Source organism: Exiguobacterium sp. s16 (assembly GCF_018618115.1).
GTDB lineage: Bacteria > Bacillota > Bacilli > Exiguobacteriales > Exiguobacteriaceae > Exiguobacterium > Exiguobacterium mexicanum_A.
Window position 1 is genome coordinate 16,277 of the sequence record NZ_JACSLM010000011.1, and the last position, 20,028, is coordinate 36,304.

At 51.9% G+C, this 20,028-nt stretch carries 22 protein-coding genes; 7 read left to right on the forward strand and 15 right to left on the reverse strand.

The window, feature by feature from the left end; translation table 11 throughout:
• Positions 1 to 3 precede the first annotated feature (3 nt).
• The 4 genes from argC to KNP86_RS13945 all read right to left on the reverse strand — a co-directional run bounded on the left by argC (position 4) and on the right by KNP86_RS13945 (position 2,278).
• A complete protein-coding gene (argC, locus tag KNP86_RS13930; RefSeq protein ID WP_214754995.1) occupies positions 4 to 1,029 on the reverse strand; it encodes an N-acetyl-gamma-glutamyl-phosphate reductase in 1,026 nt (341 codons plus the stop codon).
• Between the two features lie 147 nt (positions 1,030 to 1,176).
• Entirely contained in the window at positions 1,177 to 1,494 is a 318-nt protein-coding gene (locus KNP86_RS13935; RefSeq protein WP_034780861.1) for a hypothetical protein, read from the reverse strand.
• A 33-nt stretch (positions 1,495 to 1,527) separates the two neighbouring features.
• Positions 1,528 to 2,010, reverse strand: a complete 483-nt coding sequence (locus KNP86_RS13940; RefSeq protein WP_251128479.1) for a hypothetical protein — start codon at positions 2,008 to 2,010, stop codon at positions 1,528 to 1,530.
• Complete coding sequence (locus KNP86_RS13945) at positions 2,003 to 2,278, reverse strand: 4a-hydroxytetrahydrobiopterin dehydratase (protein ID WP_034780860.1); 276 nt, start codon at positions 2,276 to 2,278, stop codon at positions 2,003 to 2,005. The genes KNP86_RS13940 and KNP86_RS13945 overlap by 8 nt, the downstream gene beginning before the upstream one ends.
• Positions 2,279 to 2,420: 142 nt before the next feature.
• On the opposite strand from KNP86_RS13945, the gene KNP86_RS13950 reads away from it, so the two are divergent.
• Together KNP86_RS13950 and KNP86_RS13955 are read left to right on the forward strand one after the other, a co-directional pair.
• On the forward strand, positions 2,421 to 2,954 hold the full coding sequence (locus KNP86_RS13950) for a cysteine hydrolase family protein (RefSeq protein ID WP_034780859.1): 534 nt from the start codon (positions 2,421 to 2,423) through the stop codon (positions 2,952 to 2,954).
• Positions 2,955 to 2,976: 22 nt separating this feature from the next.
• Positions 2,977 to 4,422, forward strand: coding sequence for a nicotinate phosphoribosyltransferase (locus KNP86_RS13955; RefSeq protein WP_034780858.1), 1,446 nt, complete (start codon positions 2,977 to 2,979; stop codon positions 4,420 to 4,422).
• Between the two features lie 41 nt (positions 4,423 to 4,463).
• On the opposite strand, the gene KNP86_RS13960 is transcribed toward KNP86_RS13955, so the two are convergent.
• Positions 4,464 to 4,766, reverse strand: a complete 303-nt coding sequence (locus KNP86_RS13960; RefSeq protein ID WP_034780857.1) for a hypothetical protein — start codon at positions 4,764 to 4,766, stop codon at positions 4,464 to 4,466.
• 115 nt (positions 4,767 to 4,881) lie between these two features.
• Between KNP86_RS13960 and KNP86_RS13965 the strand changes: the two genes are divergently transcribed.
• A complete protein-coding gene (locus tag KNP86_RS13965) occupies positions 4,882 to 5,355 on the forward strand; it encodes a YwpF family protein (protein ID WP_034780942.1) in 474 nt (157 codons plus the stop codon).
• A 74-nt stretch (positions 5,356 to 5,429) separates the two neighbouring features.
• Here the strand turns inward: KNP86_RS13965 and KNP86_RS13970 are convergent, their stop codons facing one another.
• The 3 genes from KNP86_RS13970 to KNP86_RS13980 all read right to left on the reverse strand — a co-directional run bounded on the left by KNP86_RS13970 (position 5,430) and on the right by KNP86_RS13980 (position 7,518).
• Entirely contained in the window at positions 5,430 to 5,906 is a 477-nt protein-coding gene (locus KNP86_RS13970; RefSeq protein WP_034780856.1) for a DUF456 domain-containing protein, read from the reverse strand.
• 10 nt (positions 5,907 to 5,916) lie between these two features.
• The gene (locus tag KNP86_RS13975) at positions 5,917 to 6,516 is read right to left on the reverse strand and encodes a histidine phosphatase family protein (protein WP_034780855.1); all 600 of its coding nucleotides are present in this window, start codon (positions 6,514 to 6,516) and stop codon (positions 5,917 to 5,919) included.
• 66 nt (positions 6,517 to 6,582) lie between these two features.
• Entirely contained in the window at positions 6,583 to 7,518 is a 936-nt protein-coding gene (locus KNP86_RS13980) for an alpha/beta hydrolase (RefSeq protein ID WP_034780854.1), read from the reverse strand.
• A 173-nt stretch (positions 7,519 to 7,691) separates the two neighbouring features.
• Here KNP86_RS13980 and KNP86_RS13985 point away from each other — a divergent pair, with 173 nt between their 5' ends.
• Complete coding sequence (locus KNP86_RS13985) at positions 7,692 to 8,702, forward strand: metal ABC transporter solute-binding protein, Zn/Mn family (RefSeq protein WP_034780853.1); 1,011 nt, start codon at positions 7,692 to 7,694, stop codon at positions 8,700 to 8,702.
• A gap of 433 nt (positions 8,703 to 9,135) precedes the next feature.
• Here the strand turns inward: KNP86_RS13985 and KNP86_RS13990 are convergent, their stop codons facing one another.
• The 4 genes from KNP86_RS13990 to KNP86_RS14005 form a co-directional block, all read right to left on the reverse strand.
• Entirely contained in the window at positions 9,136 to 9,591 is a 456-nt protein-coding gene (locus tag KNP86_RS13990; RefSeq protein ID WP_034780851.1) for a DUF1877 family protein, read from the reverse strand.
• An 84-nt stretch (positions 9,592 to 9,675) separates the two neighbouring features.
• Entirely contained in the window at positions 9,676 to 11,124 is a 1,449-nt protein-coding gene (locus tag KNP86_RS13995; protein ID WP_034780850.1) for an alanine/glycine:cation symporter family protein, read from the reverse strand.
• A gap of 183 nt (positions 11,125 to 11,307) precedes the next feature.
• Positions 11,308 to 13,776 carry a CoA-disulfide reductase gene (locus KNP86_RS14000; RefSeq protein WP_214754997.1) on the reverse strand — a complete coding sequence of 823 codons (2,469 nt, stop codon included), beginning with the start codon at positions 13,774 to 13,776 and terminating at the stop codon, positions 11,308 to 11,310.
• Positions 13,773 to 14,078, reverse strand: a complete 306-nt coding sequence (locus KNP86_RS14005; protein ID WP_034780848.1) for a rhodanese-like domain-containing protein — start codon at positions 14,076 to 14,078, stop codon at positions 13,773 to 13,775. The genes KNP86_RS14000 and KNP86_RS14005 overlap by 4 nt, the downstream gene beginning before the upstream one ends.
• Positions 14,079 to 14,363: 285 nt before the next feature.
• Between KNP86_RS14005 and KNP86_RS14010 the strand changes: the two genes are divergently transcribed.
• The 3 genes from KNP86_RS14010 to KNP86_RS14020 all read left to right on the forward strand — a co-directional run bounded on the left by KNP86_RS14010 (position 14,364) and on the right by KNP86_RS14020 (position 16,163).
• The gene (locus tag KNP86_RS14010) at positions 14,364 to 14,630 is read left to right on the forward strand and encodes a metal-sensitive transcriptional regulator (RefSeq protein WP_021068154.1); all 267 of its coding nucleotides are present in this window, start codon (positions 14,364 to 14,366) and stop codon (positions 14,628 to 14,630) included.
• Between the two features lie 66 nt (positions 14,631 to 14,696).
• On the forward strand, positions 14,697 to 15,128 hold the full coding sequence (locus KNP86_RS14015) for a type III secretion system chaperone family protein (protein WP_214754998.1): 432 nt from the start codon (positions 14,697 to 14,699) through the stop codon (positions 15,126 to 15,128).
• 90 nt (positions 15,129 to 15,218) lie between these two features.
• Positions 15,219 to 16,163: a DUF4003 family protein gene (locus tag KNP86_RS14020; protein ID WP_235420247.1), complete on the forward strand. Its 945-nt coding sequence runs from the start codon at positions 15,219 to 15,221 to the stop codon at positions 16,161 to 16,163.
• Positions 16,164 to 16,184: 21 nt separating this feature from the next.
• Here KNP86_RS14020 and KNP86_RS14025 read toward each other — a convergent pair whose 3' ends face one another.
• The 3 genes from KNP86_RS14025 to KNP86_RS14035 all read right to left on the reverse strand — a co-directional run bounded on the left by KNP86_RS14025 (position 16,185) and on the right by KNP86_RS14035 (position 20,000).
• Positions 16,185 to 16,907 carry a YwiC-like family protein gene (locus KNP86_RS14025; RefSeq protein WP_034780846.1) on the reverse strand — a complete coding sequence of 241 codons (723 nt, stop codon included), beginning with the start codon at positions 16,905 to 16,907 and terminating at the stop codon, positions 16,185 to 16,187.
• 80 nt (positions 16,908 to 16,987) lie between these two features.
• Complete coding sequence (locus KNP86_RS14030) at positions 16,988 to 17,623, reverse strand: YitT family protein (RefSeq protein ID WP_034780845.1); 636 nt, start codon at positions 17,621 to 17,623, stop codon at positions 16,988 to 16,990.
• Between the two features lie 253 nt (positions 17,624 to 17,876).
• Positions 17,877 to 20,000, reverse strand: coding sequence for an MMPL family transporter (locus tag KNP86_RS14035; protein ID WP_034780843.1), 2,124 nt, complete (start codon positions 19,998 to 20,000; stop codon positions 17,877 to 17,879).
• Between the last annotated feature and the right edge of the window lie 28 nt (positions 20,001 to 20,028).

Here is a 20,028-nt window from a genome sequence, read left to right on the forward strand (position 1 = left end):
TCCTCATATGTATTGGGGCTGTTCATTCAACCCGGCTGTCTCGTTTAATCCAAAGCGGACGTTGGCGTTTTGAATCGCTTGTCCGGCCGCACCTTTTTGCATATTGTCGATGACCGAGATGATGGTCAATCGATTCGTTCGTTGGTCGAGATACACCCACAAGTCACAGTAGTTCGACCCGACGGCCGTCCGAATCTCCGGTTCGCCTTGTTGCACCCGGATGAACGGTTCGTTCGCGTATGCCTGTCGCAATACGTTCACCCAAGCTGCTTCGCTCTGCTCGATTGTCGGGACAACGCTCATCGTTGCCATAATGCCTCGATTGATGGGCAACAGATGAGTCGAGAGCGACACGGTCGCTTGCCTCCCACTCACTGCATAAAGCGTCTGTTCAATCTCCGGGATGTGTTGATGCGTATGAATTTTATAAAGTTGCACGTTTTCGTTGGAGCGGGCATGGTGCGTCTTGGCGCTGAGCCCTTTCCCAGCACCCGTGATGCCGGAGCAGGCCGAGACGATGATTTCGTTCGGATCGATCCAGCCTCCGTTCACGAACGGGAGCAAACCAAGGGCGATCGCCGTGGCGTAACACCCGGGATTGGCAATCCAGTCGGCCGACCTTACAGCGTCTCGATTCCATTCCGTCAATCCGTACACGGCCTGCGCTTGAAGTGATACCGGTACGGCCGGTTTGCCGTACCATGTCTCGTAACTCGATGCCGGCAGACGTAAGTCTCCGCTCAAATCGATGACGACTCCTTCATACTCCGTCAACTGCGCCACATATTGTGCCGACACCCCGCTCGGCGTCGCTAAAAAAATGACGTCGATGTCGTTCAATGCGCCCACCTGGAACGGCTCGAGCGTCAAATCCTCAATCTCTAACCATGGATACAGTTGCGCGAGCGTCAATCCGGCGCTCGAATCGCTCATTGCCCGGACGAGCGTGAACTCGGGATGTTTCCCGATGAGCTTCAACAGCTCCATCCCGGCGTACCCCGTGACGCCGACGATTCCACAAGTGATCATCTGTCGAACCCCCTTAAAAGAATAAATCGATTAAAACATACGTATATTTATACTGTCAATTGTATTTTTATACAATTTGAACAGAGAAGTGTTTGCCAGACCATAAAAAAACGGCCCGGCGCAAGAGCGCCAGACCGTGATAGATGATTAAATTTGATTTTTGTGACGAGCGTCTTGGAGCGCGTCGACCAAGTCTTTCACATCTTCGACGAGATTTTGAATCGTATCTTGGTTCTCTTCGTAGAGCGCCTTCAAATCCATGACGCGATCTTTCAAGCTCCCTTTCGATGAGGCTTGAAGGCCGACCGAATGGCTTTGTGTTGACGCATCCTTCGACTTGAGTCGTGATTTCATATGTTTGAGCTGGCTGACTTGTTGTTCGCGCGTCTCTCTGTGGAGAAGCGATGCCCCGGCTCCGATGACGGCACCTGCGGCCATTCCCATCCAGAAGTAGTTCTTGTTCATAAAAAATCCTCCCCTAACATGACGTTATGTTTATTATAGGTCATCCGCTTCATCGACGACATAGTGTTTTATGATTGGACCGGCTCCTTTTTGTTCGACGGCTTCTTTCAGCCATTCTTGGAACAAGACATAGTCGGTCGAATCACGGAAACGATTTCCGCCCTCGGTGAATTGGATGAAGATAATCCCGTGGTGATCGTCCGGGTCGACACCGAGCCGATAGGCGGCAAAACCGCTATGGCCAGACCCAAGACGTGATTTGTCTTTCAACAAGCGATGGAACAAGAGCGACCGGGCGTTCGAATCGACCGGAATGTTCGCATAGACAATATTCCCTCTCGAGGCGAATTGTCCTTCCGCTTCTTCGATTTGAAACGTCTTCCCGCTTTGGAAGGGAGACTTGTCGCCTTCTGCGAGCAAAATCGTCTCGGTCCCGTTGGCGACAAGGATACCGGGTTGTTGACGCAATCGTTCAGCGACAGTTCCTGAGGCAAACGTCATGAACAGTTTAGACAAGCCCCTCACACCCTTTCGCGAGCATGATGTCTTTCTCCGTGATTCCACCTTCGTCATGCGTGGACACGGTCAATGTGACGTTCCGATACTCGATCAAGATGTTCGGATGATGATTGAGCTCCTCCGCCAAATCAGCGACGAGATGGACGAACTGAATCGCCTCTGGAAACGTCTCGAGCCGATACGTCTTTTGTAATTCCCCTTCAACAACATCCCAGCCATTTAAGCGGGATAGTTGCTCTGACAGTTCGGTTGATGACAGCAGCATGTGCTGATTCCCCTTTCGCAAACGGTTCTTCTTACACCTAGTACCCGACCGCGATCAAAAATAATCTTTTTCGCTTCACGCAAAATGATTTAGAATAAGAAGGATAGCCAACTATTCTTTACATGAGAGAGGAGAGCTCCCCATGCGAGCATTGATTGTGATCGACTACACGTTTGATTTTATCGCAGATACGGGTCGTTTGACTTGTGGAAAACCAGGGCAAGACATAGAAGAACGAATCGTCCAGTTGATCGAGGAGTTTGCGGACGAGGATTATGTCGTCATCGCGAACGATGTCCACGACGCCGGCGACACGTATCATCCTGAGACGACGCTCTTCCCGCCCCACAACATCCGCGGCACGGAAGGCCGTGAACTGTATGGAACCGTCAAAGCGGCAGCAGCGCGGGCCGATTATTGGATCGATAAGACACGCTATAGCGCCTTTGCCGGCACAGACCTCGACTTGCGCTTGCGCGAACGGGCCATCACAGAGATTCATCTCGTCGGTGTGTGCACAGACATTTGTGTGCTTCATACCGCTGTCGACGCTTACAACCTCGGCTATACAATCGTCGTCCACGCCGACGCCGTCCAAAGCTTCAACCCAGTCGGCCACGATTGGGCGCTCGAACATTTTGTCACGACCCTCGGAGCAACGGTGACCGGGAAGTGACGTAAAACAGAAAGGATCGATTATGTTACATCGCAACTTAGCACTTCACACAGACTTATACCTCCCACGTTGGATGTATATCTATTGGAAACAAGGCCGTCACAACGAACGAGTCGTGTTTGACCTATACTATCGCTCAAACCCGTTCAGCGGAGGTTACGTCGTCTTCGCCGGCCTCCAAAATATCGTGCATTATTTAGAGAACGTCTCATTCACGGAAGAAGATATCCGCTACTTGAAACAGCAACTCGACTTTGAGGACGAGTTCGCGGATGTACTCCGTAACTTCAAGTTCACGGGCTCGCTCTACAGTGTCCGTGAAGGAGAAGTCATCTTCCCGAACGAACAAGTCGTCCGCATCGAATCGACGATCTTTGAGGCGAAGCTGTTCCAGACGGCGCTCTTGAACATCGCCAACCACGAATCACTCATCGCGACGAAATACGCGCGCATCCGCCAAGCTGCGCCGAACGAGACGCTACTCGAAGGCGGTGCTCGTCGCGCCCAAGGCGTCGATGCTGCGTACTACGGAACACGGGCCGCCTATATCGCCGGTTTCGACGTCACGAGCTTGGTTTCGGCCGGACGTGATTTTGACGTCCCGACCGGTGGAACGATGGAGCACGCCGATATCCAGTTCCACGATGACGAACTCGAGGCATTCCGCTCGTTCGCCTCGATGTACCCGGACAATACGAGCCTGTTGATCGACACGTACGATACGCTCAAGTCAGGTCTCCCGAACGCGATCACGGTCGCCAAAGAACTTGAAGCGAAAGGCTACCGCTTGAAGTCGGTCCGACTCGACTCGGGTGACTTGGCCTACTTGTCGAAACGGGCCCGAAAAGCATTGAACGCGGCCGGACTCGATTACGTCAAAATCGTCGTCTCGGGCGACCTCGATGAGTACGTCATTCAAGACTTGCGGATGCAAGGAGCTGAAGCCGATACGTTCCTCGTCGGGACGCGCGGTATCACGGCCTATGAGCAACCTGCACTCGGTATGGTGTACAAACTCGTCGCCCGCGAAGGCGCCGACGGGAAGCTGAAGCCGGTCATCAAAGTGTCGTCTTCGAAAGTGAAAACGACGACTCCGCACAAGAAAGAATTGTATCGCATCATCGATAACGAGACCGGGAAGTTCAAAGGTGACTATATCGCCCTTGCCGACGAACCAGTCGAGTCGTATAACGAGATTGACTTGATTGACGTGCGCGACCCCGCGTTCCGCATCAAGACACGTAACTTTAGCGTCAAACGTTTGCTCGTCCCGATTTTCCAAGACGGCGAACGCGTCTATGAGTTACCGAACGCGACAGAAATCCGCACGTATCATCACGAGCAGATGAACGGTCTGTGGGAAGAGTACAAACGCCTCCGCTTGCCGGAAGTGTACTCGGTCACATTCAGTAAACCGCTCTGGGACTTGAAGCTCGAAATGATTCGTCAAACTCGGATTCCGAAATAAAAACAAGAGGCTACGGATTTTTTTCCGTTAGCCTCTTGTTTTTATGCCGTCGTCATCTCATTCGCATGGATTTTATCTTCTTTTCTCCGAAAGTAAAGGGCGATCGAAAGAGAGATCAAAATCAATATGAAGTAAACGGTCCGTTGCCAAAACGTCGCTTCCGTATCCCCTCGGAACAACGCGATGATATAGTCACTCCCGCTCACGAAGAACAAGCCCGCGAGCAAGAGGAAGATTCGATATCCGGCCCGACTCCGCTCCTGCTTTACTTTGAAGAAAAGGACACCATAATAACCGATTGCTAGAATCGCGATATACCCGATTATGCCAACAACCCAACTCATCTTGATGCCTCCTTGTCCTCTATTTTTTTTACGTCGCTTCCCCGCTATCGTAACACAATCTTCGAATCAGACTGTGTTAAGATGAGTTAAAGAAAATGTGGAAGGGATCGATACGATGAAAACGTTCCGCCTAGTCCAAGTTCGCCTCGTCCAAGACGAGTACGGCAACGAGTTGAACCTGCCCGTCGAACTGCTCGATGGGTTGATCATCTCAAAAGAGCACGACAACGAATGGCTCCTCGAGATGCTCGTACCGACTGAATTTGCCGTCACGCTTCATCATTACTTGAATAAACGAATCCTGCTTCTCGCCGAGGCCGTCATCACGTCTCCATCGAACCGGCCGGCCGCCCTCGCCTTGACGTTCACGAGTGAACGGTCGCTAAGCGACCATCACACGTTCGTCGCCGAAGGGCTCATGTTGTTGCCGAAACAAGACACGACGAAGCAAGTACTCGATTCGTTGATTTCCGAAGGCGTGGCGAACGCCGAGCTCAAACCGTCCTTCTTCGAAAAACAAATGGAGCAACAGCAGTCGTTCAGCCGCTCCGCCTTCACTCAGCTCGTTAAGACAGGATCGTTCGAATAAGTCGAACGGTCTTGTTTTTCTTTCCCCGTTTTTTCAAATATCTCAACCCAAAAAGGCGAAGAAATTTCTCCGCCTCAAATGTAGATGAAAAACAAGATGACCATCATCGTCATTCCGACGACTTTGAGCATCGTACTTCCAAGGAAAGCAAGTACCGTCCCGACACCGATACTCCACGCCTCACGCGTCGATTTACCGAGCGTGAGCTCCGCTAGAAACGCGAAGATGAACGGGAAGATGAGCACGCCGACGAGCGGGAAGATGAACGGACCTGCGATCAATCCGATCGTCGCTCCCCACTTCGCCCGTTCGGAACCGCCTCGTTTATCAACCGTCGCCCGAGTGACGATATAGTCGACTACGAACAAGAAGATCAAAAATACGGTTTGCCAAAGCCAGAACGTCCATGTGAGCGGCTCGAACGAGAATCCAAAACCGTAAATCATATAACCGATGAATAAGAACAAGACGCTCGGGATGACCGGATAGATCAGACCCGCGAACGCGACAACAAATGATGCGATGATGAAAATCCAGAGCAATGTCGTCATGAACTTCTCCTCACTTCGCGACGATCACATTCGTAATATGGTCGGCGACATTGACCGCCTTGACCACGAACTGACCCTCTTGATATTCGATATAATTCGAGCAGGCGTTGCGCATGGCGTGGCGGAACGTATACGTGTCGTCAATCGCCGATAAGGCGGCTTTAATTGCATGTGAATGACAGACGACGATGATACGTTTTCCAGCATGTGCCTCGACGATGTCTTCCATGCCGCTCAAGACCCGGGCCCGCATCTCATCTTCTGACTCGAGACCCGGGACGCGACCTTGATCATCGGCTTGGACAGCTTCGTAAATGCCAGGCACCGGTTTTCCCGACGCATGACCGAACTCACGCTCAATGAACCGTTCGTCCTGAATAATCACGCCTGGGTCGATGCCGCACGCCTCTGCGATGTAGCGGGCCGTATCCATCGCTCGCGAAAGCGGGCTCGCGACGATCACGTCCCATGATTCTTGGCTTAAAAAGGCCGCACTCTCTTCGGCCTGCCGATGTCCGAGTGCGTTGAGCGGGATATCTTCCCGCCCCTGAATGATTTCTTGAAAATTCCAATCGGTCTGACCATGTCGGACCAAACAAAGTTCTGTCACACGAGTCACTCCTTTTTGATTCCTAAATCCTACCCCATCGTACCATCTTTGAAAAAAAGCGCAACGTCACATCATCGCGTCATCGATGAAACGATCGATCCGGGCCATGAGTTGTGTTTCTTTGATCGGGTTATCGGATTGGAGGAAACTCGCTAACGAATGGGTGCCGTTCGGAAAAGAAATCAATTGCACGTTCGCGCCGACCTCGCTCGCATGCTCCACGAAATGGAGCGCTTGTCCGAACGGAACGATGGGGTCTTTTTTCCCGTGCAAAAGGAGAATCGGCGGGGCATCATCGTACAGATGCGTGACCGGAGAACACTTCACCATCAATTCGCGCCACGCCTCACGACTGCCTTCGTAAAACTTCAAATGGGCGAGCCACGTCTGGATGAACTTGAACAACAAGAAGTTCGTCGGCGGATAAAGGGCGATGACACCTTTCACCGGCGGCACGTCATCGCCGAGTTCTCCTATAAACTGCTTGCTTCGGTCGAGTGCTGTCGCAAGGACAAGGGCCGCGCCTGCCGAGTCGCCCCAGACAATCAATTTGTCGATGTCAAGATTGAGTAGACCGTCGTGTTGTTTGAGATAGCAAAGCGCATCGGAGACGTCGATGATGTTGTCCGGGAAATAGACCCCGTCCTCGAACAGACGATAATCGATGCTGATGACCGCGAATCCTTTGGCGAGGAAGTGGTCGAGCAATGGATGGAACAACGTCACCATGCCTCGATTCCCTCGAACGAATGCCCCGCCGTGTGCATAGACAGCTACCGGGAACGGTCCTTCGCCGGGCGGGTAGTACACATCAAATTGGAGCGGACGGTCATTGACAATCTTGTACGTGTGAGTCCGGCGTTTACGGGTCGAGGGACGCACCGGCAACTCGGGCTCTTGCCAACGCACGAGCGATCCGTATTGGTTCCATACGCTTGCCCCGGCTGCGGTGGCGGCCGCGAGCGCCGCACCACCGACGAACCAGGCGGTCTCCTTTCTCATATACATCCACTCCTCGTTCTTTTTTTAATCATATTCCCTTTTTCTCGAAAAACCATCCATCTGAAGTCGGACTTGACGTGTTCGCATTCGCCCCCTATAATATAAAACGCAGTCTCAGAACGTAACGGTTACGATTTAAAGGTTTTATATAGAGAGGACAGGTGGAGAGGGTTATGAACAAAAAACTGTTAGGTGTCGCCGCTGCCGGGACACTTTTATTAGGTGGTTGCGCAAGCAATGAAGAGGGCGGTGCCACAGAGGAAGCCAACGACCAGTTGACCGTATATGCGTCGACGTTCGCGTTGAAATCATTCGCCGAGGAGATTGGCGGCGACCGCGTCCGCGTCGAGATGGTCATCCCGCCTGGTGCCGACCCGCACACGTACGAGCCGACCTCAAAGCAAATGACAGACATCGCTGAAGCGGACTTGTTCTTGACGGTCGGCCATGACCTCGAGCCATACGTCGAGTCGATGGAGAAAAGCTTGGCCAATGAGAACGTCACGTTCGTGAAGACGGCCGAAGACATCACCCTTTTATCGGCTGATGACACGGTCCACGTCCACGGCGAGGACGAGCATAGTGAAGAAGACGAGCACGGACATGAGGACGATGACCATGCCGAGGAAGAAGCCGGTCATAGTGAAGATGATGGCCATAACCACGGTCAATACGACCCACACGTCTGGCTCGACCCAATGAATGCCGTCTCGATGGCCGAAGCGGTCGAAGCGGCCTTCAGCGAACAGTCCCCTGACTATAAAGATGAGTTTGCGGATCGCTTGAGCGTCTTCAAAGAAGAAGCCGACACGCTCGACGCCGAGCTGAAAGCGGCAGTCGAGGGCGGTTCGAAGTCAGAGCTACTCGTGACGCACGCCGCCTATGGCTACCTAGCGGAGCGCTACGGATTCGACCAACTCCCAATCGCAGGTCTCACACCTTCGGAAGAACCGTCACAACAGGCGTTGAAGCGCGTCATCGAAGAGGCTCAACTTCATGATTTGAAATACATCGCCTTCGAGGACACGGTTACCCCGAAAGTCGCCCAGGTCGTTCAAAATGAGATCGGCGCGGAGACGGTGACGATCTATAACTTGGAATCGGTCACGAAAGAACAGATGGACAAGAGTTACTTTGATCTCATGCGCGAGAACGTCAAAGCGCTTGAGACGGCATTGAAATAAGACAAAAACTCGGCGCTGCGGCGTCGAGTTTTTTTGTCTAAATGGTATGACTAGCGTTTGGCGTTGTCCTGTAGAAGTCGTTCCGCGACCATGACGTAGACTACAGAAACCAAAACGCCTACGGTACCTGGTAGAACGGCGACAATTGGGTCGGCCAAATATGAGGCCGGGATTAGGTAAGTGAATAAGGACTTCACACCATAAAGTGCGATTAAAGCCGTAAGTAGAATTAAAGTAATCGTTTTTTTCTTCACATTCGCGAAAAACTGACGTTCAGTTTGATTTGTCTCATCTGCATTCGTTATACCTAACCAAGATAACATTCAGCGAACCTCCATGATCATCACACTTGTAGCACTTCTCCCCCATTAGTTTACGTGAATCGAGACTAGAAGTGACTGACATCTTTCCTAATTATACCATTTAGACGATCTTACTCATAATAAATCAATACGAGCTCATCCCGTTCAATCGCTTCTTCGCAGAATCGTTTCAGCAACGTCCATTTGAGCCATACATCATCGAGGCCTTCATGGTCGACGAACGCCATGTCGGCGACATCCTCTTTCGTGAACGCGTTCATCGCGTCTTTGACGATGTGGAGCAGTTGCGGCGTCAAAATCCCGACGACGACCGCCTGCTTCTCGTTGACGATCAACTCTTCCCCAATGACCGCCATCTCCAAGTTATACGTGTCATCCCCATCGATATAGACTTCGATTTGCCCGAGAATTTTTTGGAACCGTTCAATGTTCGGGAGCGTCAACGTCTCATACGTGTCACGCTGTTGAGCGTGAACGTGCAACAGCCAATCTAAAATCATTTCCGGGTCTTGCCCGAATGAGACCCATACTTCTGGGGAAATGCGTATATAATGTGTCGTCTCCATGATTGAACGCCCCCCTTTTCTTCAGTTTACCCATCTTTTAGGCGCAAAAAAACCGCCTACGTGTTTTCGTAGACGGTTTGTCGTTTATGAACGAATCGTGCCTGTCTTGACTTCTTCCTCTTCTGCCGTCTCCCAAGCCTCGATGTACTCGCGGCCTGGCAAGTTGTCGATCGAATCGGCGTAAAATACCGGGTCATCACCTTGACGGCGTTGCTCCAAGTAATCGTCGAGGACGAGACGAGCGACTTTCGCGAGACGGAAAATCGCATACAAGTTGACGAGCGCCATGAGACCCATGAACACGTCCGCAATCGACCAGACGAGACCGGCCGAACGGACGGCTCCGAAGAGGACCATGCCGACGACACCGATGCGGTAGAGCGTGACGTAAATCTTTTTATCCGAGATGAACTGGATGTTCGTCTCGCCGTAGTAGTAGTTTCCAAGAATCGAGCTGAACGCGAACAAGAAAATCGCGATCGTGAGGAACGATGTCGCCATCGGACCAATCTCAGCCGTAAGCGCCGCTTGTGTCAATTCAACACCTGCGAACGACTCCGATCCGGCTACACCTGACAACAAGATGATCATCGCTGTCGACGTACAGACGAGAAGCGTATCAACGAAGACGCTGAACGATTGAATCAAGCCTTGCTTGACCGGGTGCGATACTTCCGCTGTCGCCGCCGCGTTCGGGGCAGAACCCATTCCGGCTTCGTTCGAGAAGAGACCGCGACGAATTCCTTGGAGCACCATCGCTCCGATGGCACCGCCAAACAGTTGCTGCAGACCGAACACGCCTTCTGAGAAGATCAAACCGAACACTTCCGGCAACAATGATGCATTTGAAATCATGACCCATCCTGCAAGCAAGATATAGCCACCGGCCATGACCGGGACGATGATACTCGAGAGCACGGCGATCGACTGAATCCCACCGAAGATGACGATTGCTGTGACGACGGCCAAGACGAGACCGACTGTCGTCGTGCTCACGCCGAACTGATTGCTCATCGAGAGCGAGATTGTGTTCGACTGTACCGAGTTGAAGGCGAATCCGAACGAGAACGTGATGAGAATTGCGAACAAGATCCCGAGCCAACGTTGACCGAGGGCGCGCTCCATATAGTACGCCGGGCCTCCACGCCATGTGCGTCCGTCCCGAATCTTGTAGACTTGTGCGAGCGTGCTTTCTACGAACGCCGAAGCCGATCCGATGAGGGCGATGAGCCACATCCAAAAGACGGCTCCTGGACCTCCGAGCGCGATTGCTGTCGCGACACCGGCGATGTTACCCGTTCCGACGCGGGCTGCTGTCCCGATCGCGAACGCTTGGAATGACGAGACTTGGCCTTTTTCACGTTTCATGCCGTCTTTGAACAAGAGGCGGAACATTTCAGGCAACATCCGGAACTGGACGAACCCCATCCGGACGGTGAAGTACAAACCTAAGGCGACAAGGACAACGATTAGCACTGACGACCAAAGCAAGTCGTTGGCTGATGAAACGAGACCTTCTACGAATTTCTCCATCTTTAAATCCTCCGTGTATGTATGAGTTATAAGAAAAAGTTATGTCAACTTTCTTTACATGAGTAGAATTATAGGAAAAACGTCTAAGAATTGCAATCTTTTTTCGACAAATTTTACATGGACTGTCGAACAACAGAAAAAGCGACCGGTCAAGTGACCGATCGCCCATCCTACATCATTTGATTAGATGAAGAGGTTCAAGTTGCCGCCTTCAGCCGCCCCGAGGTATGCTGCCACACCACCGAGATCGATGCCGTCGATCAACTCTTCTTCTTTGATTCCCATGACGTCCATCGACATCGTACAAGCGACCATTTTGACGCCTGCTTCTTGAGCCGATTTGATCATTTCGTCAAGTGATGGCACATTTTTGTCGCTCATCACTTTTTTCATCATCTTTTGACCAACTCCACCGAAGTTCATGTTCGAGAGTGGAAGTTCACCCGCATGCGATGGCATCATCATGCCGAACATCTTCTCGAGACCTTGTTTCTTCACTTCCGGTGCATCTGGCTTACGGATGACGTTGAGTCCCCAGAATGTGAAGAACATCGTCACGTCTTTGCCCATCGCCGCCGCACCTTGGGCGATGATGAACGAAGCGAGCGCGCGGTCGAGATCTCCGCTGAAGACGACCATCGATGCGCCGTCTGTCGCTGGTGCCCCTGCTTGTACAGCCGCAGGACCATTACCTTTTTGAAGAATTGCTTCCACGCGACCGTTCACGAACTGTTTCGAGACGAGCTTGTTGCCGGTTTTCTTCGCCCATGCTTCGATGTCTGCAAAGAAACCAGGGTCACTCGCGAGGACACGAAGCGTCTCGCCTTCGCCGAGCTCGGCTACTTTTTTATTTACCTCTAAAATTGGTCCCGGGCATTGCAGACCGCACGTATCTAAGAAAATCGGTTCCCCGACTGGTTCATTCGTCATTGCTGGTGGTGCCTCCTCCGTTACTGTTGCGGCAGTCTCACTCTCTGCCTTCGTGCCTGCCTCAATGGCATCAAAATCACGTTTTACTTGTGACCATGTTTTGTAACCACCGCTCAAGTTTTTCACCTTGAAGCCGTTTTGACGCAAGATACGGGATGCGAGATATCCGCGAAGCCCGACTTGGCACGTCACATAAATCGTTTCGTCTTTGCTGTAGTTGTCCAAGTGATCGCGTAGCGAGTTGAGCGGAACGTTGATTGAACCAGGAATTTTGCCAAGTTCATGTTCTGACTCGTCACGGACGTCGAGCAATGTCGCGCCGTTTTGGACCAACTCGTCAATCTCATTCCAGTGCACGACTTCGTTATCGCCGAGGACGACGTTCGACGCGACGTAACCGATCATGTTGACGGGATCTTTCGCTGAGCTGAACGGTGGTGCGTAGCTGAGTTCAAGGTCTGGAAGGTCAAGGACCGTCAAGCCACCTTTCATCGCTGTCGCAATCACATCGATTCGTTTATCGACGCCGTTCATCCCCACGCCTTGCGCGCCGTAGATTTCACCTGTCGTCGGATGGAACAAGAGTTTGAGTGATACTGGTGTCGATCCTGGGTAATAACCCGCATGTGAACCCGGGTGCACGTGAACGGCTTCGAATTCTTTACCAGCTGCTGTTAAACGTTTTTCGTTCCAACCTGTCGAAGCAACTGTCATATCGAATACTTTGGCGATCCCAGTCCCCATCGTTCCGTTGTATTTAACGTCACGACCGTTGATGATATCGGCGACAAGACGGCCTTGGCGGTTGGCCGGCCATGCAAGCGGAACGACCGTCGGCTCTTGGAAGACATAATCGAGTACTTCAACAGCATCTCCGATCGCGTAGATGTTCGGGTCTGACGTGAGCATCTTCTCGTTGACGCGGATGGCGCCGCGGATGCCTGTTTCAAGTCCTGCTTCCGTTGCGATTGACGATTCTGGCACGACGCCGATTGACAAGACGACCATATCGGTATCGATGACGCGACCGCTCTTCAAGTGGACACGTTTCCCTTTCTCAGAGAACGAATCGACACCGTCAGAAAGCTGAAGGTCGACGCCATGGAGACGCATGTGTTCGTGAACAGGTGATACCATTTCACGATCGAGCGGTGTCATAACTTGGTCGGCCATCTCGACGAGCGTGACCTCGACGCCGCGCTCACGTAAGTTTTCAGCCATTTCGATCCCGATGAAACCGCCACCGATGACTGTCGCGTGTTTCGGTGCTTTGTCGTCAACGTAGCTGCGGATTTTATCCGTATCCGGAATGTTGCGGAGCGTGAAGATATCTTCTGCTTCTTCAATTCCAGGGATATTCGGACGAATTGGTTTCGCTCCTGGTGACAAGACGAGTACATCGTACGACTCATCGTATGTTTCGCCCGTCTTAACGTTTTTCACCGATACCGTCTTCTCGGCACGGTTGATTTTTGTCACTTCCGTCAAGTTGCGGATGTCGAGTTGGAAACGTTTATTCATGCCCTCGACCGTTTGGACGAGCAATTTTTGACGATCTTGAATCACGTCACCAATGTAATATGGAAGACCACAGTTCGCGAACGAAATGTATTCGCCCCGGTCGAACATGACGATTTGGCTCTCTTCGTTTAAGCGACGAAGGCGTGCGGCTGCTGAAGCGCCACCGGCGACTCCACCGACGATTACGATTTTTTTACTCATTGCTCATTTCCTCCTTTGACGACTTCACCAGGCCAGCTCATCAAGCCATCTTCTATATTGACCACTTTATAACCTTTCGCTTCCATTTTCCAAGTTGCTTGCGTGCTGCGAGCACCTGAACGGCAGAGAACGATGTATTCTTCTTCAGGGTCGAGTGTCTCGATCCATTCCGAAATTTCAGATAGCGGATAATTGCTCGCGCCAGCAATGTGCGCTTCTTGGAACTCGTCACGTTCACGAACGTCGACGATGTTCACTGGTACTTCAAAATCCATTTGACGTTTTAAAGCAGATGCTTTCATGTTATTTACCCATCCTTTTAATCTATGATGTTTCACTTATTTATTCGTCATCTTGGTAGCGGGCGTCCGACGAAAGTTTGTGATTCGTTGAACATATCGCTTCCACGTCATTAATATACCCCCTATGGTATTCGATTGCAAGGGATTTGTTTGACGAAATGGTAAACTTTCAAAAAATCTTTATCTCAAACGTTGTGGCTCGACACATACTCCCCCACGTATTAAGATGAGACTACACAATAAATAGTTGGGTTACTGAACGATTTGAATATAGAGGTGAATCTAATGGAACAGTATCAATACGATGCGAAAGTATTGAACCGGATGAAACGAGTCGAAGGACAAATCCGGGCCATCATCCGTATGATGGAAGAAGGGAAAGAGTGCCGCGACGTCGTGACGCAGTTGAGCGCGGCTCGTTCGGCACTCGACCGTGCTTCGACCATCATCGTCGCGAAGAACTTGGAGCAGTGCATCATCACCGCCCAACAAGATGGCGAAGATACGTCAGAAACCGTCGAAGAAGCCATCAAAATGTTGATGAAACGCTAGTTCCCCTTGCTTTCCCTCCGCAAATGGGAGAAAGTTAGAGTAACGACTTTTAAGGGGGACTTGTTTGTGAACTTCGAAGAAAAAGTAGAATCATTTAAAGCGCTCGTCGCTGAACGCAATATGACGTTCAAAGAGAGCGAGACTGAAACGCACGTCACATTCTTGACGCGTGAAACGACTAAATCCGGGGCTCAGCCCGTTATGATTATCGCCTTCAATAAAAAGACGACGGATGCGGAACTTTATGCCGCGACAGTCACACACGTGCCAGACTACGTGGAAGACCTGCCGATTCTTAACGCCTTGAACGAGTTCAACCAAGAGTTCAAATACTTCCGTTGCGTACTCGATAGCGACCGTGATGTCACGCTCGCCTCGACGCTCGACCTCGACCTCGGCTTCTTGCCAGAGATCATCTTGCAACATTCATTCATGATGTTCCAAGCGGCCGATGAAGTGAACGAGTACATGCAGAAGTTGTATACGCAAGTCCAATAACAAACAGCCGCTCCGGACGAATCCAGGGCGGCTGTTTTTGAATCATTCTTTCGATTGTACTCGTATAAGGAGCAAAAGGAGGAATTGCTGATGATGACACGTTACACCCGTTACCTCGAAGCACTCGAAGGAATCAGGGGAGCGACAAAGTGGTTCACTGACGATTTCCGACGTTTGATGGCCATCAACTACGCCATGCACGATACCCCGTTCGATTCGGAACGGTTCGAACACGCTCAAGCGGTTCTGAAACAGAAGACCGGCATGTTCTCGAAATTTCGCGGCAGTAATAATTTTGTCTGGTTGTCGTTTCTCGATGCCAAGTATGAAGACATCGAACCAGCCATCGACGAGGCACTCCGGCTCGATACGTTACTCGACCGGAAGCACTTCCGCTTCAGTATGTTACGGCCCTTTATCGCGAGCCAACTGATCAACGTCGATGAGCCCGAGCGCCGGCTCGATGAGGCAAGCACACTCTATCAAACGTTCAAACGAAACCATCCTTGGCTGACGAGCGAAGAAGATCTCTTGTCTGCCCTCGTCCTCGTTCAAGCGTTCGATGACCACGATACGTTGAGTCAACGGATTGAGACGTATTACGAAGCGTTGAAAGGTCAACTGCCTCGTTCGAACGAACTGCAACTCGTCTCCCATCTACTTGCTTTTAGCGACTTGCCTTCAGACGAGGTCATCAACCGCCTGCTCGAGTGGCGCACGCGGCTCCAAGGACAAACAATCGCTGTCAAAAACGAGCATCTGCCAGCGCTCGCCCTCTTGGCCATCGTCGCGGCTCCGAACGACAACGACGAGCGCGACCTGATTGACATCACGAACGCCGAGAAGGAAAAGCATCGCTGGTTCCACACCCACGCGTTGACGGTCGCCCTGCAACTCGTCGCGGCGAACAACATCAAGGAAGACGCGAGCGATTTACTGTTACACGGGACGTTCGCCCACCTGCTCGCCATGCAACAGGCAGCAACGGCCGCGACGACTGTCGCCATCATCTCTAGCAGCGCTTCAAGCGATTAAAAAAAGAAGGGTCGCCCCTTCTTAAGAAAATAAATACCAGCTGAGACAACCGAGCACGAACACCGAGTTGGCGATTTCGACGATCCCGATCTTCATGATGGGGATCTTTTTGCCGTAGAACGCGACCGCCCGGACGAGACTTGGCGCGTAAGCGAGTGCCAAAACCGGATAGCCGAACGCGATGAAGATGGCGACAAGCAAAAAGTGATACCCCCATGATACGTTCCGATAAAATAGGCTCTTTTTCTCCCGAATCATCGTCTTGACGAAAAAGATACTTCCGAGGAAATATAAGTACGGCAAAGCGAACATCCACACCATCGTCCCGTCCAAGACCCGTGCTCCGAGGTAATAGCTCGCCATCCCGCCGATACAAAATGAGGTGACGGCGCTGACGTCGTTCCAGACGTTGCGCTCGTCTTTGATTTTGGCGAAATAGGCGTTGACGAGTCCGAACGGGATCATGGCAAGGACGAACCAAATGAGACGCCACTCGAACAGAAACACCGGGACGGCGGCGACGGTGGCGATCGTCAAATACGTCACGACCGTGCGCAACAGCTCTTGTGACTTTTTTCGTTGCTTAATGTATTGGAACAAGAAAAATGTGCCCATATAAACGAACAACCAGGCGATGGCGAACGGGATGTGCGCGAACGTCCACCCTCCGACAATGCCGCCAAGTAAGAATGGTAAAATCAGCATCGACCAAGCGCCGTGCTGTTTTGGAATCATCCATTTCATGTGACTCCCTCCTTCTATGTTTAGTGTAGAAGAAAGATGACTGTAAAACTGTGATAAATTTTACAAAACAAAAAACGATCTCACGCGAGATCGTTTTTTGTTTTTAGTTTGGTCACACTTGGTACGGTTACTTCGACCACATCGTCCGTCAACATCTTCGTGACGACACGACCCGCGATCGAGACCGCGAGAAGCGTATAAAGCGCGTTCGACAGCGGCAAATAGATGAGCGAAATCGCCAAAACGATGACATCAAATATGATGAGAATCGTCCCGACCGATACGCCGGTCCATTTTGATAGGCCGAGGGCGAATAAATCGTCGCCTCCGGTCGCCCCGCCTGACTTCAAGACGAGACCGAGACCGTAACCGGTCACAATCCCGCTCGCGATAGCGGCGAACAACGTTGCCGGCCAGACTTGAATGTCAAATGTGAGTAAATCCAATCGGTCCCACATCGCATAACTGAGCGATAACGACGCGGCGGCAAGCACGGCTTGTCCGACGAAGCGCCAGCCCTTCCACCAAAGGGCAATTAAAAAGAAGGGGATATCGAGCACGATCATCGAGATCGCTGGATCGATATCAAATAAATAGCGGCCGAGCAATGCTAGCCCGACGAAGCCCCCTTCTGCCAAACCAAACTGTTCATTCAAATAATAATAACCGAACGCCATGATTAGCGTTCCGAGCACTATGGTAGCAACTCGTTTCATTCCGATTGTCCTCCCCGTTTTCAACGGAGAGGAGGATCCTCAGTCGTAGCCGCGGTTCCATCTGTTCCATCTCCGATCTTCCGTTTGTTGATTTTTACATTGATGTCGCTTGTAAAAACTCAACGCTAGAAGTCCGGCAATTGAAACAGAGGCCATGTCCTCTCGGTATCCATAAAGACCTTCCTTTCCCAAATTGCGCGTAATCATGAAACTATTTTAACACATTTTCACGACTATTTCATTAAATGTATATTTAGTGTAGATTACGTTTCGGTAAATCTTTCTTCCCGAACCACCACCAGTTCCAGTCCCCGAACATTTTCATCAAAGATGGTACGAGCAAGATGCGGATGATTGTCGCGTCGATGAAGATGGCGAGCGCGATCCCGACCCCGAGCTGTTTGATCGGACTGACGCCGGTGAAGGCGAACGCTCCCGTGACGACGATCATGATCACAGCGGCCGACGTGATGATTTTACTCGTCTTGGCGAGTCCCATCTCCGTCGCATAGTCGTTATCCCCGGTCTCCCGATAATATTCTTCGATCCGTGAGACGAGGAACACTTCGTAGTCCATCGACAGGCCAAATACGAGCGAGAAGATAAATACAGGGGTCAAAATACTGATCGTCTCGGCGTCATACACGTAACCCGATTCGAAGATGATGACGAGCAGACCGAACGTCGCCCCGAGACCGAGCACGTTCATGATAATCGCCTTAATTGGAATCAAGACGGAACGGAACGCCCACATGAGGATGACCATCGTCGCCAAGATCACGGTCACGACCGCATACGGGATGCTATCGTAAATCTCTTCATAGATTTCTTCGTTGAACGCGGCTGGTCCCCCGACGTCAAAACCGTTCTCGCGCCAATCACGGACGAACGCCTGCGCGTCCTTATCACTCGGCGGGACGTCGAAGCTGACGTTGACGAGGGCGAGGTCGGTATTCCCTTCGAGCGTGATGAGACGATCGAACGCTTCAAGTTGCTCTGGTGCCGCTTCAGCGAGTTGTTGGAACTCGGCTGGTTCGAGACCGGATGCCGTCAAGAACGTCGTGACGTTGTCGACAATCGGATCCTCGGATAGCTCATCAGTGAGCGCCGTCAATTCGTCGAGAATCATCGAATCGGTCAAGTCATTCGTCTCAAACAAGAGCACCGCGTCGGTCGACGTCTCTCCGAACACGTCGTCCCAGCGCTCAAGGGCGGCCCGTGACTCGTACGAGGTCGGGAGCGCATCGGCGTCCGGGATGTTCAGTTCGAGGTCACGAACGAACCAGAGGCTTGGCAGTAGCAGCAAGAGCGCGACGAGCGTCATCGTGACGGGACGTCTCATGACGAAGCGGGCCAACTTCTGCCACCGCACTTCCGAGCGCGTCTCATTCGTCTTGACGAGCCGTCCTCTATTGATCGTGTCTCCGACGATGTACAGGGCAGACGGCAACAACGTGAGCGCGGACAAGACCGCACCGGCGACGGCAATCAACGCACCGAGGGCAATCGCTTGGAACACATCGACTTGGATGAACAACAACCCAGCCAGTCCGACGAAGACGCAAAGTCCTGAGAATAGAATCGATCGTCCAGCCGTCGCGACCGTTCGGACGATGGCCGCCTCACGTGACTTCCCTTTCGCGAGCTCTTCCCGGTACCGGTTGACGAGCAATAAGGAGAAATCAATGCCGAGCGCGATGGCAATCATCGCGACCGCATTCAACACGAAAATAGACAGTTCCATCGTTTGGGCAAAGAAGAATAGCGAGCCCGCTGCCACGATGAACGTGATTAAACCGACGAATAATGGCATAAATGCGGCGAGCGGCGTCCCGAAGACGAGCAAGAGCACGAGCAACGCGACCGGAATCCCAATCAGCTCGGCCCGAATCAAGTCATTCTTTGACGCCTCGTTCAAGTCATCCGCGAAGACCGGCTCTCCGGTCAATCGCACGTCTGTGTCCGTGTCGCGAATCAAGGCGCTGCGGACGTCTTCAATCGACGCCTCGGCCGTATCGTAGTCCTCGAACTCGAGCAATAAATAGGCGACGTCTCCATCGCGTGCCTCCGGATTCTCGGCTGGCGTGATCACGCCATCGATCCCATCGACTTCAGCGAGTCGATCGCGTTGCTGCTCGATGACCGTATCAAGGTCCCCACCTTCCAACAAGACGATCATCGAGGCACCGGCCCGGTCGAACCGGTCGTTCAACTTGTCTTCCACTTGGGCGAAACGCCCGTCTTGGATTGCGAACCCGTTGCCGCGCAGTTCACTTGGCAACTGTAATCCGAAATATACCGATACCGCGAGCAACACCGTCCAAATCAACACGACAGCGTAGCGCCATCGGACTAACGCTTGTCCTAATCGTTCCATCCCTGTCCACTCCTCTCCATCTAAGAAG

What these genes read in the sequence shown, in the direction of transcription:
- KNP86_RS13990 (WP_034780851.1), bottom strand. Translation starts at nt 9,591, where the DNA reads ATGGAGACGACACATTATATACGCATTTCCCCAGAAGTATGGGTCTCA.
- KNP86_RS14020 (WP_235420247.1), top strand. Translation starts at nt 15,219, where the DNA reads ATGATGACACGTTACACCCGTTACCTCGAAGCACTCGAAGGAATCAGG.
- argC (WP_214754995.1), bottom strand. Translation starts at nt 1,029, where the DNA reads ATGATCACTTGTGGAATCGTCGGCGTCACGGGGTACGCCGGGATGGAG.
- KNP86_RS14030 (WP_034780845.1), bottom strand. Translation starts at nt 17,623, where the DNA reads ATGAAACGAGTTGCTACCATAGTGCTCGGAACGCTAATCATGGCGTTC.
- KNP86_RS13965 (WP_034780942.1), top strand. Translation starts at nt 4,882, where the DNA reads ATGAAAACGTTCCGCCTAGTCCAAGTTCGCCTCGTCCAAGACGAGTAC.
- KNP86_RS14010 (WP_021068154.1), top strand. Translation starts at nt 14,364, where the DNA reads ATGGAACAGTATCAATACGATGCGAAAGTATTGAACCGGATGAAACGA.
- KNP86_RS13970 (WP_034780856.1), bottom strand. Translation starts at nt 5,906, where the DNA reads ATGACGACATTGCTCTGGATTTTCATCATCGCATCATTTGTTGTCGCG.
- KNP86_RS14005 (WP_034780848.1), bottom strand. Translation starts at nt 14,078, where the DNA reads ATGAAAGCATCTGCTTTAAAACGTCAAATGGATTTTGAAGTACCAGTG.
- KNP86_RS13985 (WP_034780853.1), top strand. Translation starts at nt 7,692, where the DNA reads ATGAACAAAAAACTGTTAGGTGTCGCCGCTGCCGGGACACTTTTATTA.
- KNP86_RS13980 (WP_034780854.1), bottom strand. Translation starts at nt 7,518, where the DNA reads ATGAGAAAGGAGACCGCCTGGTTCGTCGGTGGTGCGGCGCTCGCGGCC.
- KNP86_RS13995 (WP_034780850.1), bottom strand. Translation starts at nt 11,124, where the DNA reads ATGGAGAAATTCGTAGAAGGTCTCGTTTCATCAGCCAACGACTTGCTT.
- KNP86_RS13935 (WP_034780861.1), bottom strand. Translation starts at nt 1,494, where the DNA reads ATGAACAAGAACTACTTCTGGATGGGAATGGCCGCAGGTGCCGTCATC.
- KNP86_RS13955 (WP_034780858.1), top strand. Translation starts at nt 2,977, where the DNA reads ATGTTACATCGCAACTTAGCACTTCACACAGACTTATACCTCCCACGT.
- KNP86_RS13950 (WP_034780859.1), top strand. Translation starts at nt 2,421, where the DNA reads ATGCGAGCATTGATTGTGATCGACTACACGTTTGATTTTATCGCAGAT.
- KNP86_RS13945 (WP_034780860.1), bottom strand. Translation starts at nt 2,278, where the DNA reads ATGCTGCTGTCATCAACCGAACTGTCAGAGCAACTATCCCGCTTAAAT.
- KNP86_RS13960 (WP_034780857.1), bottom strand. Translation starts at nt 4,766, where the DNA reads ATGAGTTGGGTTGTTGGCATAATCGGGTATATCGCGATTCTAGCAATC.
- KNP86_RS14035 (WP_034780843.1), bottom strand. Translation starts at nt 20,000, where the DNA reads ATGGAACGATTAGGACAAGCGTTAGTCCGATGGCGCTACGCTGTCGTG.
- KNP86_RS14025 (WP_034780846.1), bottom strand. Translation starts at nt 16,907, where the DNA reads ATGAAATGGATGATTCCAAAACAGCACGGCGCTTGGTCGATGCTGATT.
- KNP86_RS14000 (WP_214754997.1), bottom strand. Translation starts at nt 13,776, where the DNA reads ATGAGTAAAAAAATCGTAATCGTCGGTGGAGTCGCCGGTGGCGCTTCA.